The following is a 16,064-nucleotide window of genomic DNA, read 5'->3' as shown; positions in this document are numbered from 1 at the left end:
TATGAGTTCACTTAACCTGCGTGCGCTGCTGGTGTCGCTGAGTTTTCTGGTGTTGGTGCTGGGCCTGTGGGAGTTTTCCTCACAAGCGCCAGCGGCCAGTGAAGCGCAATCGGAATATGAATTGCTCATGGGCGGTGCGCAACAAGAAGCGCGCGTGCCGCCACCCTCGGCGGTGTTAGTGCGCGCGTGGGAAGAACTGCGCAATCCTTTTTACGATGCGGGCCCCAACGATAAAGGTATAGGTATTCAACTCGGCTATTCACTTTATCGCGTACTGAGCGGATTTTTTCTCGCAATAATCATTGCCTTGCCAGTGGGATTTTTAATCGGCATGTCGCCGCTCATGTACCGCGCATTAAATCCCTATATTCAAGTATTGCGCCCCATCTCACCCCTGGCGTGGATGCCACTTGCGCTGTTCATTATTAAGGATTCAGAAACCTCGGCAATTTTTGTGATTTTTATTTGTTCCATTTGGCCGATGTTATTGAACACCGCATTTGGTGTAGCGAATGTACGTGAAGATTGGATCAATGTTGCACGCACTCATGAGCTATCACCTTTACGCACGGCGTTCACCGTTATTTTACCGGCAGCGGCACCGACTATTTTAACCGGCATGCGCATTTCTATCGGCATCGCCTGGTTGGTCATTGTCGCTGCCGAAATGTTGGTTGGTGGAACCGGGATTGGTTACTACGTGTGGAATGAATGGAATAACCTGGATTTAACCAGTGTGATTTTTTCCATCCTGATGATTGGCCTGGTGGGCATGTTGTTGGATATGGCACTCACTGCCGCTACCAAATTGGTCCAATACGAGGAGTAGTGGAATGAGCCAATCTTTTTTACAAGTTCAACAACTGGCGAAACGTTTTGTATCAAAGCAAGAAACACTCACCGTATTTGAGCAAGCCAATTTTACGATTGAGAAAGGCGAGTTCGTTTGCATTATTGGCCATTCGGGCTGCGGCAAATCGACCATCATGAATACCCTCGCCGGTTTGGATGTACCCACTGAAGGCGTAGTGATTATGGATGGCCGCGAAGTCAGTGGCCCGAGTTTGGAGCGCGGTGTGGTGTTTCAAAATTATTCGCTATTGCCCTGGTTAAGTGCGCTCGACAATGTGATGTTTGGTGTGCGCGCTCGCTGGCCACAATGGAGTAAAGAAGCGGTTCGCACCCATAGTTTGCGCTATTTAACCATGGTCGGTTTACAAGGTGTTGAACAGCGCAAACCCGCGCAATTATCCGGCGGTATGCGCCAGCGAGTTTCCATCGCTCGCGCCTTTGCTACCCAACCAAAATTATTATTACTCGACGAACCCTTTGGCGCCCTGGATGCATTAACTCGCGGCGTGATTCAAGACGAGCTAGTGAATATCTGCAGCGAAACTCGCCAAACGGTTTTTATGATTACCCACGATATCGATGAAGCCATTTTATTATCGGATCGAATTTTATTAATGAGCAATGGGCCGGGCGCGGTGATTGCAGAATCGGTGGTGGTGGATTTGCCCAAGCCGCGTAAACGCGCCGAAATAATTCATCACCCCGGTTATTACACCATTCGCAATCATCTGGTGGAGTTTTTAGTGAAGCGCTCAAAAACCTTTACTAAAAATTCTGCGTGCGATGAATTCCCGATCAGTGTAAATCCGCTAGACCAACCATCAGTCGAGCAATCGACACCTGTTAATCAACTTGTTAATGCCTGAGGAAACCACTATGAAAAAGCAAGACGTTGTAGAAGCCATTGTTATCGCCAAACAAAAAATGAACCTGACGTGGGAAGGTGTTGCAGAGAGCATTGGCATGTCACCAGTGTGGACCACCTCGGTCTGTTTGGGCATGAACAGCGCGCCGGCGGATAAAGCGGAAGCGCTGTGCAAAGTGTTCGATTTACCGGAAGCTGCCAAAATTGCATTGATGCAATGCCCCAGTAAAAGTTGGGAACCGAATGTTCCGCAAGATCCGTTGATTTATCGTTTGTATGAAATGATCGGCGTTTACGGCCCGACAATTAAAGAAATCATTCACGAAAAATTTGGTGACGGCATTATGAGCGCGATTGATTTTTCCATGGAAATTGGCAAAGAAGAAAACCCAAAAGGTGATCGGGTGGTCATCAATCTCAATGGCAAATTCCTGCCCTACAAAGCCTGGTAATCATTATGAATGTGCAATCCGCTGTGGATTTAACAGCCGTTGTACCCCGGCCGCCGTTTCCTCCATTCACGGCAGAAACGGCGCTAAAAAAAGTACAAGCGGCGGAAGATGCCTGGAATAGCCGCGACCCCGAACGTGTTGCACTGGCTTACACGCCGGACAGTGAGTGGCGCAACCGCGATCAATTTTTTTCCGGGCGTGAATCTATCGTTAAATTCTTGCAAGCGAAGTGGAACAAAGAGCTGGATTATCGCCTGAAAAAAGAATTGTGGGCATTCACTGAAAATCGCATTGCGGTGCGTTTTGAATATGAATGGCACGATGCCGAAGGGCAATGGTTTCGTTCTTATGGTAATGAAAATTGGGAGTTCGCTGAAAATGGATTAATGCAGCGACGTTTTGCGAGTATTAACGATGTGAAGATTAGTGCAGAGGAAAGAAAGATCTTATAACCAAAGGTTGTTATGTACCATCGGTGCAAACCTTGACTTGTGGTTGGAGTCTCGGTTGGTGCTAACCAATCTTGCTAGTATCAAAACTGTTATTGGCAAGATTGGTTAAATCGTTATGAACACTACATTATTTTTTAGAAGATCCCTTTCCATTTTTGCACTCTGCCTTTTAGTGTGCGGTGGTGGTTTAGTGTCCTGTGGTGGCGGAGGTGGGGGTTCATCCGGAAACTCAAATCCATCGGCGCCCGCGAGCCCATCTTCCGCTAACCCTGTATCCAGCACTAGCGCAAGTAGCATTTCTTCCACGCTGAGTAGCAACGCTAATTTCTCAAATAGTTCACTCGCTGCGCCACAAAATACTTCTGCCATCCCTGGCACCGCGTCGGTCACGCTAACCTGGAACGCCGTTGCCGGTGCAACTGGCTATCGAATTTACTACGCATCCGAAGCCAATATTCTGATTAACAATATTGCCAGCTTTGCTGATGGAACCCGGGTAGATGATGCAACGTCGCCGCGTATTATTACCAACCTGCGCAACGACGAAACCTATTATTTTGTGGTGACCGCACTCAACGGAAATCAGGAAAGTATTGCCAGCAGTGAAGTCAGTGCAACACCGGCTGTCATTGATTTAACCAAACAGCCAACTGCGCAGGAGGTGTTAGTGGTTGAGTTAATAAATCGCGCTCGCGCTAATCCTGATTTGGAAGCGACCCGCCTGGGAATCGGTTTAAACGATGGCATCACCGGCACTCAAATTACCAACTCACCCAAACCACCGCTTGCCCATAATTTGTTGCTGATTGAATCTTCACGCGAGCATTCACAATGGATGTTGGATTCCGATATTTTTTCCCATACAGGTGAGAATAATTCAACACCCCATGAACGGATGCAGGCAGCAGGTTATACATTTACCGGCAGTTGGACGAGTGGGGAAAATATTGCCTGGGGCGGAACGACGGGAAGTACAATCAATTTAACCAGCTACGCGATTTCACAACACGAAGGATTATTTAAATCACCGGGGCATCGCGTGAATATCCTTAACGCCAATTTCCGCGAGTTGGGTGTCGGTCAGCTGCAAGGTTATTTTATGCAGGATGGGCGCAATTATTTATCGTCCATGCTCACGCAAAACTTTGCGCGTTCCGGTTCAAGCTATTTTTTAACGGGTGTTATTTACGACGATAAAAATAACAACGAATTTTATGATGTGGGTGAAGGGTTAAGTGGTATAACGATTACCACCAATGGAAAATCCTATCCCGTATTTAATTCCGGCGCCTATTCAATCCCACTTACCAATGGCAATTATGAATTGAGTATCACCGGCGATGCATTAGGAGCACCAGTTTATTATTCGGTGCAGGTAGCCAATCAAAATCAAAAACTGGATGTGATTAAGTCGGGAAATAATCTTCGTGTTGTTATTCCCTAAAACTTTAAAATCATAAATTTTACAACGGGATAGAACTTATCCCGTTGTTTAAAAGCTACTTCCTTAGCGCTAACTTCACACAGCCACGCGGTCATTTCTTTTGGGATTTTTTGTGCAAGTGCTGACATGGTGAACCCCTATCATTAAACAATGTGCGATTTGCACTTATGATGGTTTATATGTGCATTTTGAACAAGTTTTAAGCGAAAAGTAAAGAATGAGTAAAGACCTTGTGATGAATTGCTTAGTAGCAGGAAATCACTGAGGATAGGCCACCGATTCGTCACATAAACCAAACAAAAGAAAGGATCAGCAAGGTGCAAGAACTCACTCATTTCCAAAACGACTCTATGGAGTTTCACAGCTCACTGCCCAAGCGGAAGGTTTTGCCTGCCGTTTTTATACTCACGGGTTTGCTATTGGTGTTGAGTGTGTTGATGGGCTGCCAAACGGCGGAGATCAAAAAACCGTTTGCTCATAATCCTGTGATCTGGGCAGATGTGCCTGACCCAGCTGTGATGCGCGTGGGCGACACTTATTATATGAGTAGCACCACCATGCATATGAATCCCGGTTTGCCGATTATGAAATCAAAGGATTTGGTAAATTGGGAAATGGTGCGTTATGCCTATCCAATTTTATCAAGCGATGAAAAATCCAGTTTGAATAATGGCAAAGAAGCCTATGGTGAAGGCACTTGGGCGAGTAGCTTGCGTTATCACAATGGGCGTTATTACGTCAGTAGTTTTTCCAATACCACCAAAAAAACCTATATTTTTTCAACGGACAATATTGAAACCGGCGATTGGCAGCGATCTGAAATCGATGCCTTGTTTCATGATTCATCATTATTTTTTGATGATGGCCGTGTATTTATGATTTATGGCAATGACGATATTTTTATCGTCGAGTTAACCGCTGATGCTACGGCAATAAAAAAAGACGGCGTTAATCGTGTATTAATCCCAAAAGCGTCACGTGTTGCAGGCGATAAATTCTGGGTTCCTTCCGAAGGTGCGCAGATGTTAAAAGTAAATGGAAAATATTATCTCAATTTAATTTCCTGGCCCGCGAATAAAATGCGTACCCAATTAATTTATCGCTCGGATACCTTGATGGGGAGCTATGAAGGCAGGGTCGCATTAACGGACAAGGGCATCGCCCAAGGTGGATTAATTGATACACCCGATGGCAAATGGTATGCATTTTTATTTCGTGACCGTGGTGCAGTAGGGCGTATTCCTTATTTGGTACCTGTGCATTGGAAAGACGGTTGGCCGATTTATGGCGTAAACGGCAAGGTGCCTGATGAGTTACCGATTCAAGTTACACATCAAGGATTCAATAATATTATTGAATCGGATGAATTTTATTATGCTGCCAATCAGCCGCTCAAAATGGCGTGGCAATGGAATCACAATCCAGTTGCCGAAGGCTGGTCGCTTACCGATCGCAAAGGATTTTTACGTTTAACCAATTTGCGTTTGGATAAAAGTTTTGTTGAAACGCAAAATACCCTAACCCAACGCACGTTTGGCCCTGTTTCAACTGCGCATACATTCATTGATGCCAGCAACATGAAATCAGGCGATTACGCTGGTATTGGTGCTTTGCAATCTGCCTATGGATTTGTAGGCGTTGAAAAAACCAAAGAAGGTTTATTCATTGTGATGGCGAGCGGTGAAAAAGATCAGTGGAGTGTGATCGAACGAGTTCCTCTCACTGAATCAAAAATTCATTTAAAAACCTATACGGATTTCCGCGACTTGAAAGACACGGCAACTTTCGCTTACAGCCTTGACGGCATTGAGTGGAAACCTATCGGCAACACCCTGCAGATGAAATATTCACTGGATCATTTTATGGGCTATAGGTTTGCCCTGTTTAACTTTGCCACAGAGCAAACCGGCGGCAGTGTAGATTTTGATTTTATGCGTTTGGAGTAATTGCCGTTTTATAAGTGTGGATGGATGCTTTTTTCAAACACATCAAAACCTCAAGTGTTCATCCCACTGGCAACGCCGTTTTATCAATGGGCGATTTCAGCACAAACGACGAATGCACCCCGCTCACCCCTTCGATGCGGGTGAGTTTTTGCAGCAGGAATTGTTGATAAGCATCCATATCCTTCACTATGACCTTTAACAGGTAATCCGCCGACTGCCCGGTGATCAAGTGGCATTCCAACACTTCGGGGTAGGCTTCTACCGTTTTTTCAAAGGAATCAAACCTGTCCGGGGTGTGTTTATCCATGCTGATCTGGATGAATGACACCAATGTCAGCCCGAGTTTGCGTGCATTGAGTAGCGCGACATAACCATCGATCAGCCCCGCTTCCTCAAGTGCGCGCACGCGGCGCAGGCAAGGGGAGGGCGACAGGCTGATACTGTCGGCCAATTCCTGGTTGGAGATGCGGCCATCGCGCTGTAAGGCTTCCAGTATCAAACGGTCGTAACGGTCGAGTTCCATAGCGATAAACTCCATATGATGGAAATTAAATTTCAATAAATTGAATTTTATAGCAATAATATTGTTCAATTATTGATATTAACACAAGCTTCGCAATCATCTGCCAAGCTCATCTGCCTATACTGGGTACATGTTGATAAAAGCCGCGCGCTACCCGCGCCGGAATGGGGTTCCTACCTGTGTGACCGCACTTTCAGGAATCCAGCGCTGTTATCCCCAGCTGTTGTGACCGGACCGGGCTTTCCATCAACCTCTATTTTTTACGATATACCTTTTTGCGACATCACGGAGTCAACCATGCTTGCCAATCCATCCAGCAAATACCAGCGTTTTGTCGGTGTTTCCTTGCCCGACCGCCAATGGCCGAATAATCACATTGAAAAACCGCCCATTTGGATGAGCACTGACCTGCGCGATGGCAATCAAGCACTGATCGACCCTATGTCCGTTGCCACCAAAATGCGTATGTTCAAAGAATTGGTCGCGATTGGTTTTAAAGAAATCGAAATCGGTTTTCCTTCGGCCAGCGAAATTGATTACAACTTCACTCGCCAATTGATCGAAGAAAATTTAATTCCCGATGACGTTACCATCGAAGTATTGGTGCAAGCGCGTTACGACTTGATCGAAAAAACCGTGGAAAGTTTGCGCGGCGCCAAGCGTGCGATTTTGCATATGTACAATCCACTCGCACCAGCGTTCCGCAAAATTGTGTACAACACCGATGAAACAGGTGTAAAAAATATCGCGATTCAAGGCACTAAATGGTGCAAAGAATTAACCGCAACAGCACCGGAAGTGGATTGGACTTTTCAATACTCACCGGAAGTGTTTTCATCGACTGAAATCGAATTGGTAAAAGACGTGTGCGATGCGGTGGTAGAAATTTGGAATCCATCCCCGCAAAAGAAATTGATTTTGAATTTGCCCGCAACGGTGGAGATGAACACACCGAATACCTATGCCGATCAAATCGAGTGGATTCACCGTAATATCAATCGCCGCGATTCTATTGTTATCAGCGTGCATCCGCACAATGATCGTGGCACCGCAGTGGCTGCGGCAGAATTGGCAGTGATGGCGGGTGCAGATCGTGTTGAAGGTTGTTTGTTTGGCAACGGCGAGCGCACCGGTAATGTGTGTTTGGTGACCTTGGCGATGAATTTGTATTCGCAGGGCGTTAGCCCAGGGTTAGATTTTTCTGACATAGATCGCGTGCGTAAATTGCATGAAGAGTGCACGCAATTGCCGGTGCATCCGCGTCACCCCTATGCCGGCGAATTGGTATTTACCGCTTTTTCTGGTTCACATCAGGATGCAATCAAAAAAGGTTTTGCAGTGCAGAAAAAAGACGCACTGTGGGAGGTACCTTATTTGCCTATCGACCCAGCAGATTTAAATCGCAGTTACGATGCCGTCGTGCGGGTAAACGCGCAGTCCGGTAAAGGCGGTGTGAGTTTCCTGTTGCAACAGGAAGCCGGTTTGCAATTGCCGCGTCGTTTGCAAATTGAATTCAGTGGTGTGGTACAAAAAGTTAGCGACAGTACCGGTAAAGAAGTTAAAGCGACTGACATCGCACGGATTTTTAACGACGAATATTTTGCGGTAAATTCGCCTATCACTTATCAATCGAGTAAGTTTAGTGAGCAGGATGATACGCATCAGGTTGATATAGTCATCCACGCCCAACATCAGGACAAAACCGTGCAAATCAGCGGCAGCGGTAATGGCCCCATCGATGCCGCCGCCCACGCAATCAGTCAATTTATCGATGCGGAAGTGAGCGTGATTGATTATTCCGAACATTCCGTCGGTGAAGGTTCTGATGTGGCCGCGGTGACTTACGTGGAAATCAAAGTGAAAAATGGCAAACCGGTTTACGGTGTAGGGCAAGATCGCAACATTATTACCTCGGCTATAAAAGCGTTGATTAATGGTGTGAATCGCAGTGGGGCAATTAGCTAAGTAATACCGTTTTATCCAATCTAAAAAGCGCAGCTTCCTAAGATAACTCAAAGGGGCTGCGCTTTTTTATTCACTCTTTTTGAATCCAAATCAGTTTAATCACCATCCAACTATCGAGGTCACCAAATTCTATCCCCCAACCTGAATTTGGTTTTCTCTCCGCACTTGATAACCAGCCGCGTGCAGCACCCCGGGGCGCGGCTGGTTATTGGGTTCCCGGCAGGTGCTGCTGCAGGGACTCTTTTTTGTCAATTTGCAACTGCATTTTTATAGATGAAAGTGCTAAGCACGCGGGTTGAACAAATATCCAAGTACACCAGTCTGTGTTAATTTGGGCGCCTTATTAATAAAAACAGTGGGAAGTGAATCCAAAAAGGAGATGGGTGCGTCAAAGCACTTATCCAGCTACTGCTACCGCACGATTAGGAAATCGCCATGGACAGCTTGCAAGAAATTCTATTTACCCTGCGCCAAAATAAACTCCGTACTGCGCTTACCGCCTTCGGGGTGTTTTGGGGCATTTTAATGTTGATCCTGTTGCTCGGCTCCGGGCGCGGTATGCAAAACGCATTTGCCGATGGTTGGAGCAACGACGTTTCCGATTCGATTTGGATTTTCCCCAGTACCACCTCTGTACCTTATTTGGGTCTACCGGTTGGCCGTCAAATTGCGTTGACCGACAGTGATATGGCGGCAATTCGCCAACAAATTCCCGGTGTGGGTTATCTCTCCAGCGAAAATCCGCTCGGCTCTTTTATTAATTCTGATATTTCAGTGATGTACGGCAATAAGTCCGGCAGCTTTGGGGTGCTGGGTGTGGCTGATCAATATTTTAATATCAAAGAAAAAGTGCGCTTTGATGATGGCCGCCGTTTGAATCCGTTGGATCAAGATGACAACCGCAAAGTGGTGGTAATAGGTACACGCGTGAGCGAACGATTATTTACCACCCACGCCGAAGCCATGGGCAAAGAAATACTAATTAACGGCATTTCTTTCAAAGTGATTGGTTTGTTTTACGACAAGGGCAATCAGGGGCGAATGTCGGAACGGTTGTATATGCCGGTGACCGCATTTAAAAAATCCTTTGGCGGTGGTCAAGAAGTAGCGTTAATTACTGTGCGACCCAAACCCGGTGTCGATGGCATCAAACTGGAAGAAGATATTCTCGCGCTGTTAAAACAGCGCCACAAAATTGCCCCCGACGATGTACGTGCAATTGAAGTGAGCAACAAAGCGCGCGAAGCGGAAGACATCAACGCCATGTTTACCGGCTTGAATATGTTTATCTGGTTGGTGGGCATAGGCACTTTGCTGGCGGGCATTGTGGGGGTAAGCAATATCATGATTATCACAGTGAAAGAGCGCACCCGCGAAATTGGTATTCGCAAAGCACTGGGCGCTAAACCCAGTTCCATTGTGGGGAGCCTGTTGTTTGAATCGGTATTGGTGACCAGCGTGGCGGGTTACAGCGGTTTGGTATTGGGCGTAGGAATTTTGGAGGGCGTCTCGGCACTATTAACCGCGTTAAAAGTAGAACTGCCTTTTTTTCAACAACCGGAAATCGATTTGGGTATCGCCATTAGCGCTCTGTTATTGCTTATTCTCTCCGGGGTTTTTGCCGGATTAATGCCCGCATTGCGCGCTGCGCGCATCATGCCGGTTGAAGCAATGAAAGCCGAGTAGGGAAGGAGCAAAACATGTTTGATTGGGATAAATGGCAAGAAATTATCAACAGCCTCAAAAAACAAAAACTGCGCACTGGCTTAACGGCCTTTGGTGTTTTTTGGGGAATTTTTATGTTGGTTATTCTGCTCGGTTTTGGCACGGGCTTTGGCAGCAAAATTGAAGGCATTTTTGGCGATGCAAAAAATGTAGTAATTTTTTGGCCATCCAATACTACCCAGCTCGCCTTTGAAGGCCTGGGTAAAGGCCGCAGTGTGAAATTTACCGAAGCCGATGTAGAAGCCATTCGCCAAAAAATTGCCAGCGTAGAAATGGTGGATGGAAAGAATAATCTCGGCGCCTGGGGTGCCGCGCAGTATGTGGTTTATGGCAAAGAGAGCGGTTCGTTTTCGGTTAATGGCAGCCACCCCGGTTGGGAGCCGTTTGAATTTTTGAAAGTGACGGAAGGTCGTTACATTAACGCGCTGGACGAACGCGAGAAACGCAAGGTGGCGGTAATAGGCACCCGCGTGCAGGAAGTTTTATTTAAAGATGGCACTAACCCTATTGGTGAGGCGATTAAAGTAAACGGTGTGCAATTTGTGGTGGTGGGAATTTATAAATCCACCGAACCCGGTGATGGTGCGCAGCAAGCTAACAGTAAAATAATTTTACCCAATCAAACGCTGCGTTACGCGTTTAATCAAGTCGACGCATTTCAAATGTTATTTTTTACTCCGGCACAAGGTTACAGCGCCTTTGATGCCGAGCGCGATGTCAAACAATTGCTCTACCAACGCAATCGCATTCACCCGGATGATTCCGGTGTGATCGGCGGTTTTAATATGGAGCAGGTTTATCAGCAAAATCGTGGTTTGGTAACCGGAGTAATCGGCTTTAGTTGGATGGTAGCGATTGGCACCATCATCGCCGGTGTGATTGGTGTCGGCAATATTATGTTGGTGGTGGTAAAAGAGCGCACGCGCGAAATTGGGTTGCGCAAAGCCATGGGGGCAACGCCCTTGAACATAAGCTTGATGATTGTGCATGAATCGCTGGTGATTACCGTACTTGCCGGTTACACCGGTTTGGTTGCGGGAGTATTTTTATTGGAAGGTATTCGCGCTTTGCTGGTTGGCTTGGGGCAGGGCGATGGTATTTTTGCGTCACCGTTTATTGATATTCAAATTGCAATCATGGCGCTTGCGGTGCTGGTGATTACCGGCGTGGTGGCAGCCTTATTACCAGCACGTAATGCGGCGAGTGTGAATCCCATTACTGCTTTGCAAGATGAATAAAATTGTTAGTGCAGTGAATCCAAAGCTGCTGCTAATGCATCAAAGTTAACAATAAGTCACTAATGGTGACACTTCACAATCGCGCTTAGCTGACACTTGTCATAAAAGTGTTAAGCGCGGTTAAAAAATACGGCTAGCCCTTGAAAAGTGAATAAGCTGCCTGCGCAGCCAACGAGCAAACCGCCAAGGAATTTAACATGATCAAACTCCATAACATCCATAAGTACTATCACTCCGGCGAGCAACCGCTGCATGTATTAAAGGGCATCGACCTGCATATCCGTGAAGGTGAATTGGTTTCGATTATGGGTTCCTCCGGTTCCGGTAAATCGACGCTGCTGAATATTCTCGGCATTTTGGATAGCCACGATCAGGGTGATTATTTTCTCGCCGGCCGTGAAATCAAAAATCTCAAAGAAAAAACAGCGGCAAAACTGCGCAATGAATTGTTGGGTTTTGTATTTCAATCGTTCAATTTATTGCCGTTTAAAAATGCTACTGAAAATGTTGCGCTGCCACTTTATTACCAGGGTGTCAGCCGCAAAGAGCGGAACTACCGTGCGGCACAATATTTGGAAATGGTGGGCTTGAGTAATCGCGCTACCCATATGCCTAATGAACTATCCGGTGGGCAAAAACAGCGCGTGGCGATTGCCCGTGCCTTGGTGACTAAACCTAAAGTGATTCTCGCCGATGAACCCACTGGTGCATTGGATAGCCAAACCACCCAGGAAGTAATGGCGCTGATAAAAGAAGTTCATCAGTTGGGCAATACCATTGTGATTGTTACCCACGAACAGGATATTGCTGATCAAACTCAACGGCAGATTATTTTAAAAGACGGTTTGATTGTTTCGGGCAAACACCATCATGCGCCACTAATAACGGCGGATGATCAGGATGAAGAAGAGATTCTAGGGTAAACACCATGTTTGATGGCTTACAAGAAATCCTCTACACCCTGCGCCAGAATAAATTGCGCACCCTGTTGACTGCCTTTGGGGTGTTCTGGGGTATTTTCATGTTGATTCTATTGCTCGGTGCCGGGCGTGGAATGCAGAACGGTGTTTACGATGGTTTTGGTTCTGACGTGCTGGATTTTATTGTGGTCTATACCGGCACAACGTCGATCGCCCACAACGGCAGGGGCGTCGGTCGTCAAATTGAGTTAACAACGGAAGATATTGCGGCGATTCAACAAAAAATACCCGGGGTGCGTATTGCTGCAGCGGAGAGCCAGCGCGGTGGAATCTCAATCATTTATGAAAAGAAAAATGGTTCTTTTGGAGTGCATGGCGTGCCCGATGATTTTTTCATAATAAAAGAATCGGTGCCATTTAATTTTGGCCGAAAAATTAACCCACTCGACGATCAACAGATGCGAAAAATTGCGGTCATTGGCACCGTGGTGAGCGAAAGATTATTTGGTAAAGATATAGACCCAGTGGGTAAAGATATTCGCGTTAACGGTGTAGTGATGAAAGTGGTGGGAGTGTTTTACGACAAGGGTAATCGCGGGCAGGATTCCGAGCGGGTGTACATACCACAAACTACTTTTCAAAAACTGTTTGGTACCAGCGATAAAATTGGCTCCATTTGGTTGCGCCCCCAAGCAGGGGTTGACGGTTTTAAATTTGAAGAAAGTGTCATGCAATTATTAAGGCAACGCCATCAGGTTTCACCGGAAGACAAACGTGCAATCCGTTCATTCAATATGGCTGAGCCGGCAAAAATGGTGAACGGATTATTTTTGGCAATTAATGCATTCATTTGGTTTGTCGGATTGGGAACATTAATGGCCGGTATAGTCGGGGTGAGCAATATCATGATTATTACCGTGAAGGAGCGCACCCGTGAAATTGGTATTCGCAAAGCACTGGGCGCAACACCTTTTGGCATTGTCACTACCTTGTTAATGGAATCGATTTTGGTAACGGCAATCGCCGGTTATGCAGGTTTGGTTTTGGGTGTGGGTCTATTGGAATTAGTGTCTTTTGGTTTGCGTTCAGCGGGGGCAAATTTACCTTTCTTCCAAAACCCGGAAGTGAATTTTCAGGTGGCGATTACCGCCATTATTTTATTGGTGTTGGTTGGTGCCTTAGCAGGTTTAGTCCCTGCTTTAAAAGCAGCACGTATCGCACCTATTGAAGCCATGCGCGCGGATTAAGGGCCACTTTATGTTAATAGATACCGAAAAGTGGCAGGAAATTTTCCTCACCCTTAATCAGCATAAAATGCGTACCACACTTACGGCATTTGGTGTGTTCTGGGGCATTTTTATGCTCACTGTTTTGCTCGGTGCCGGTAAAGCCTTGGAAAATGGGGTGGTGGAAGATTTTAAAGAAATTCCCAATGCAGTGTGGATCTGGTCGCAAAGCCCAACACAACTGGCTTATCAAGGTTTACCGGTTGGCCGGCAAATCCGTTTGAAAGTAGATGACGTCGAAGCGATTAAAAACAATGTGCCGAGTGTAGACAGAATTTATGCGCAAAATAGCGTGGGAATTTGGGATGGCTCACCAGCCTACACGGTATACAAAAAAAATAATGGCAGCTTTCCCATTCAAGGTACCCATGCGGGCATGGCGAATATCCACCAACAAAAAATTGTGGAAGGCCGTTATATCAATGAAATAGATGATAACAAGCGCCGCAAGGTGGCAATCATCGGCACTCGCGTAAAAGAGATTTTGTTTAAGCAGGGGGAAAATGCAGTTGGTGCGGATATTACCTTGGCGGGTATTAGTTTTCAGGTAGTGGGCGTTTATAAATCCAGCTCGACTAATCCCAACAGTGCTGAAGAAGAAAAGGTTTATATTCCCAATGACACGTTGCGCTACGCTTTTAACCAAGCGGATTGGGTGGGCAGTTTTGTGGTAATTCCGCCAGCAGGCATACATGCCGCTGTCGCAGAAGCGGATGTAAAAAAATATTTGTACGCGCGCAATAAAGTTGATCCAAATGATATGGGTGTATTGGGCAGTTTTAATTTGCAAAATGAATTCGACAAAATTTACGGTTTGTTCACCGGTATTAATGTGTTCAGTTGGATTGTAGCGATTGGCACCATTATGGCCGGTGCAATTGGTGTGGGCAATATTATGTTGATTGTAGTGAAAGAGCGCACCCGGGAAATTGGTTTGCGCAAAGCACTTGGCGCAACACCGGCATCCATTATTGGCATGATTGTACAAGAGTCAGTTTTTATCACCGCCATTGCCGGGTATTTCGGCTTGGTAATGGGCGTACTTTTATTGGAAGGTATCAATATGCTGATGGAAGCCAATGGCGGTAGTGCCGGCATGTTCCGCAACCCGGAGGTGGATTTTAATACCGCCCTGAGCGCCGTAGCAGTATTAATTTTTTCAGGGTTCCTGGCTTCACTGATGCCTGCCGCAAAAGCAGCAACTGTGAATCCGATTGTCGCGCTGCAAGACGAGTAAGTTATTCACCACACTGTTTTAATTAATTTTACATCCACTATTTTTTAGCAATCGCAAGAAGGACGTCATGAAAAAGTTTATCTGGTTTGCCGTATTAGGTTTAATCGCGGTAGTGTTTATTGGCACTGCAGTATTCCTCTACAACAAATCCCAGGAAAAACCTGTGGTTTATCAATCGGACGAAGTATTTAAAACCACGATTGTGAAAAAGACAGTGGCAGTGGGTAAGGTGATTCCGCGGCGCGAAGTGGAAATTAAATCCCAGGTTTCCGGTGTCGTAGAAAAGTTGTATGTGGTTGCTGGTCAGAATGTAAACAAAGGCGATATCATTGCCAAAATTACTCTGGCACCCAATATGGTAATGTTGAACCAAGCTGAATCGCAACTGGAAACGGCTAAAATCAATTTACAAAATGCTACTGACGAATTTCAACGGCAGAAAAAGCTATTTGCGGATAAATTAATTTCTACCTCTGAATTTAATAAATTCATGTTGAACTATGATTTGCAGCGTGAGGCAGTGACCGCCGCGGAAAATAATTTGCTGCTGATGAAATCCGGTGCCACCAAAAAATCCGATAAGGTTTCCAACATGATTCCCGCTACCGTCACCGGTATGATTCTGGATCTGCCCTTTAAAGAAGGTGCATTTATTGTAGAGACCAGCTCCTTCGGTGCGGGTACTACTATTGCCACTCTCGCTGACATGAACGACATGATTTTTGAAGGCATGGTGGATGAATCTGAAGTGGGCAAAATCCGCGAAGGCATGGAGTTGGTTCTGGATGTCGGTGCGTTGGAAGGTGAACCCTTCACCGCCGTATTGGAATATATATCACCCAAGGGTGTAACCGACCAGGGCACGATTAAATTCCAAATCCGCGCCGCCGTAAAACTGAGTGAAAAATTATTCCTGCGCTCCAACTACAGTGCGAATGCCGATATTGTATTGGAGAAAAAAGAAGGCATATTGGCAATCAACGAAGGCAATTTAATTGTGGAAGAGAAAGCCCAATTTGTTGAAATCGAAACCGGCCCGCAAAAATTTGAGAAACGCGAAGTTAAAACCGGCATCTCCGACGGTATTAACATTGAAATTCTGGAAGGCTTAAAAGAAGGCGATAAGATCAAACATCGCTAACTCAGTTCATAAATTAAT

General features: G+C 46.0%; 14 protein-coding genes. 13 read left to right on the top strand and 1 reads right to left on the bottom strand.

Going from position 1 to position 16,064, the window contains the following annotated elements; translation table 11 throughout:
* The first annotated feature begins 1 nt into the window (after position 1).
* From ntrB to D0B88_RS03785, 6 genes are all read left to right on the top strand, one after another.
* Entirely contained in the window at positions 2 to 829 is an 828-nt protein-coding gene (ntrB, locus tag D0B88_RS03810) for a nitrate ABC transporter permease (protein ID WP_151055220.1), read from the top strand.
* Between the two features lie 4 nt (positions 830 to 833).
* Positions 834 to 1,718, top strand: a complete 885-nt coding sequence (locus tag D0B88_RS03805) for an ABC transporter ATP-binding protein (protein WP_151055218.1) — start codon at positions 834 to 836, stop codon at positions 1,716 to 1,718.
* 10 nt (positions 1,719 to 1,728) lie between these two features.
* A complete protein-coding gene (gene cynS / locus D0B88_RS03800) occupies positions 1,729 to 2,169 on the top strand; it encodes a cyanase (RefSeq protein WP_151055215.1) in 441 nt (146 codons plus the stop codon).
* A gap of 5 nt (positions 2,170 to 2,174) precedes the next feature.
* Positions 2,175 to 2,621 carry a nuclear transport factor 2 family protein gene (locus D0B88_RS03795; protein ID WP_151055212.1) on the top strand — a complete coding sequence of 149 codons (447 nt, stop codon included), beginning with the start codon at positions 2,175 to 2,177 and terminating at the stop codon, positions 2,619 to 2,621.
* A gap of 115 nt (positions 2,622 to 2,736) precedes the next feature.
* Positions 2,737 to 4,065: a CAP domain-containing protein gene (locus D0B88_RS03790; RefSeq protein WP_151055209.1), complete on the top strand. Its 1,329-nt coding sequence runs from the start codon at positions 2,737 to 2,739 to the stop codon at positions 4,063 to 4,065.
* A 317-nt stretch (positions 4,066 to 4,382) separates the two neighbouring features.
* On the top strand, positions 4,383 to 6,011 hold the full coding sequence (locus D0B88_RS03785) for a glycoside hydrolase 43 family protein (protein WP_225318520.1): 1,629 nt from the start codon (positions 4,383 to 4,385) through the stop codon (positions 6,009 to 6,011).
* A gap of 58 nt (positions 6,012 to 6,069) precedes the next feature.
* Here the strand turns inward: D0B88_RS03785 and D0B88_RS03780 are convergent, their stop codons facing one another.
* On the bottom strand, positions 6,070 to 6,534 hold the full coding sequence (locus D0B88_RS03780) for an Lrp/AsnC family transcriptional regulator (protein WP_170941689.1): 465 nt from the start codon (positions 6,532 to 6,534) through the stop codon (positions 6,070 to 6,072).
* A 297-nt stretch (positions 6,535 to 6,831) separates the two neighbouring features.
* Between D0B88_RS03780 and leuA the strand changes: the two genes are divergently transcribed.
* The 7 genes from leuA to D0B88_RS03745 all read left to right on the top strand — a co-directional run bounded on the left by leuA (position 6,832) and on the right by D0B88_RS03745 (position 16,046).
* Positions 6,832 to 8,499, top strand: a complete 1,668-nt coding sequence (leuA, locus tag D0B88_RS03775) for a 2-isopropylmalate synthase (RefSeq protein WP_151055206.1) — start codon at positions 6,832 to 6,834, stop codon at positions 8,497 to 8,499.
* A gap of 435 nt (positions 8,500 to 8,934) precedes the next feature.
* A complete protein-coding gene (locus D0B88_RS03770; RefSeq protein WP_007639128.1) occupies positions 8,935 to 10,185 on the top strand; it encodes an ABC transporter permease in 1,251 nt (416 codons plus the stop codon).
* Between the two features lie 14 nt (positions 10,186 to 10,199).
* Positions 10,200 to 11,462, top strand: coding sequence for an ABC transporter permease (locus tag D0B88_RS03765; RefSeq protein WP_007639130.1), 1,263 nt, complete (start codon positions 10,200 to 10,202; stop codon positions 11,460 to 11,462).
* 197 nt (positions 11,463 to 11,659) lie between these two features.
* Entirely contained in the window at positions 11,660 to 12,385 is a 726-nt protein-coding gene (locus tag D0B88_RS03760; protein WP_007639136.1) for an ABC transporter ATP-binding protein, read from the top strand.
* A 5-nt stretch (positions 12,386 to 12,390) separates the two neighbouring features.
* Complete coding sequence (locus D0B88_RS03755; RefSeq protein WP_151055203.1) at positions 12,391 to 13,629, top strand: ABC transporter permease; 1,239 nt, start codon at positions 12,391 to 12,393, stop codon at positions 13,627 to 13,629.
* A 10-nt stretch (positions 13,630 to 13,639) separates the two neighbouring features.
* On the top strand, positions 13,640 to 14,905 hold the full coding sequence (locus D0B88_RS03750; protein ID WP_151055200.1) for an ABC transporter permease: 1,266 nt from the start codon (positions 13,640 to 13,642) through the stop codon (positions 14,903 to 14,905).
* A gap of 67 nt (positions 14,906 to 14,972) precedes the next feature.
* A complete protein-coding gene (locus tag D0B88_RS03745) occupies positions 14,973 to 16,046 on the top strand; it encodes an efflux RND transporter periplasmic adaptor subunit (RefSeq protein WP_007639139.1) in 1,074 nt (357 codons plus the stop codon).
* Positions 16,047 to 16,064 lie beyond the last annotated feature (18 nt).

The sequence above is a fragment of the Cellvibrio sp. KY-YJ-3 genome (genome assembly GCF_008806955.1).
Classification (GTDB): domain Bacteria; phylum Pseudomonadota; class Gammaproteobacteria; order Pseudomonadales; family Cellvibrionaceae; genus Cellvibrio.
The sequence above is the reverse complement of the archived record's forward strand: the minus strand, read 5'-3'. Positions and strand labels throughout refer to the sequence as shown.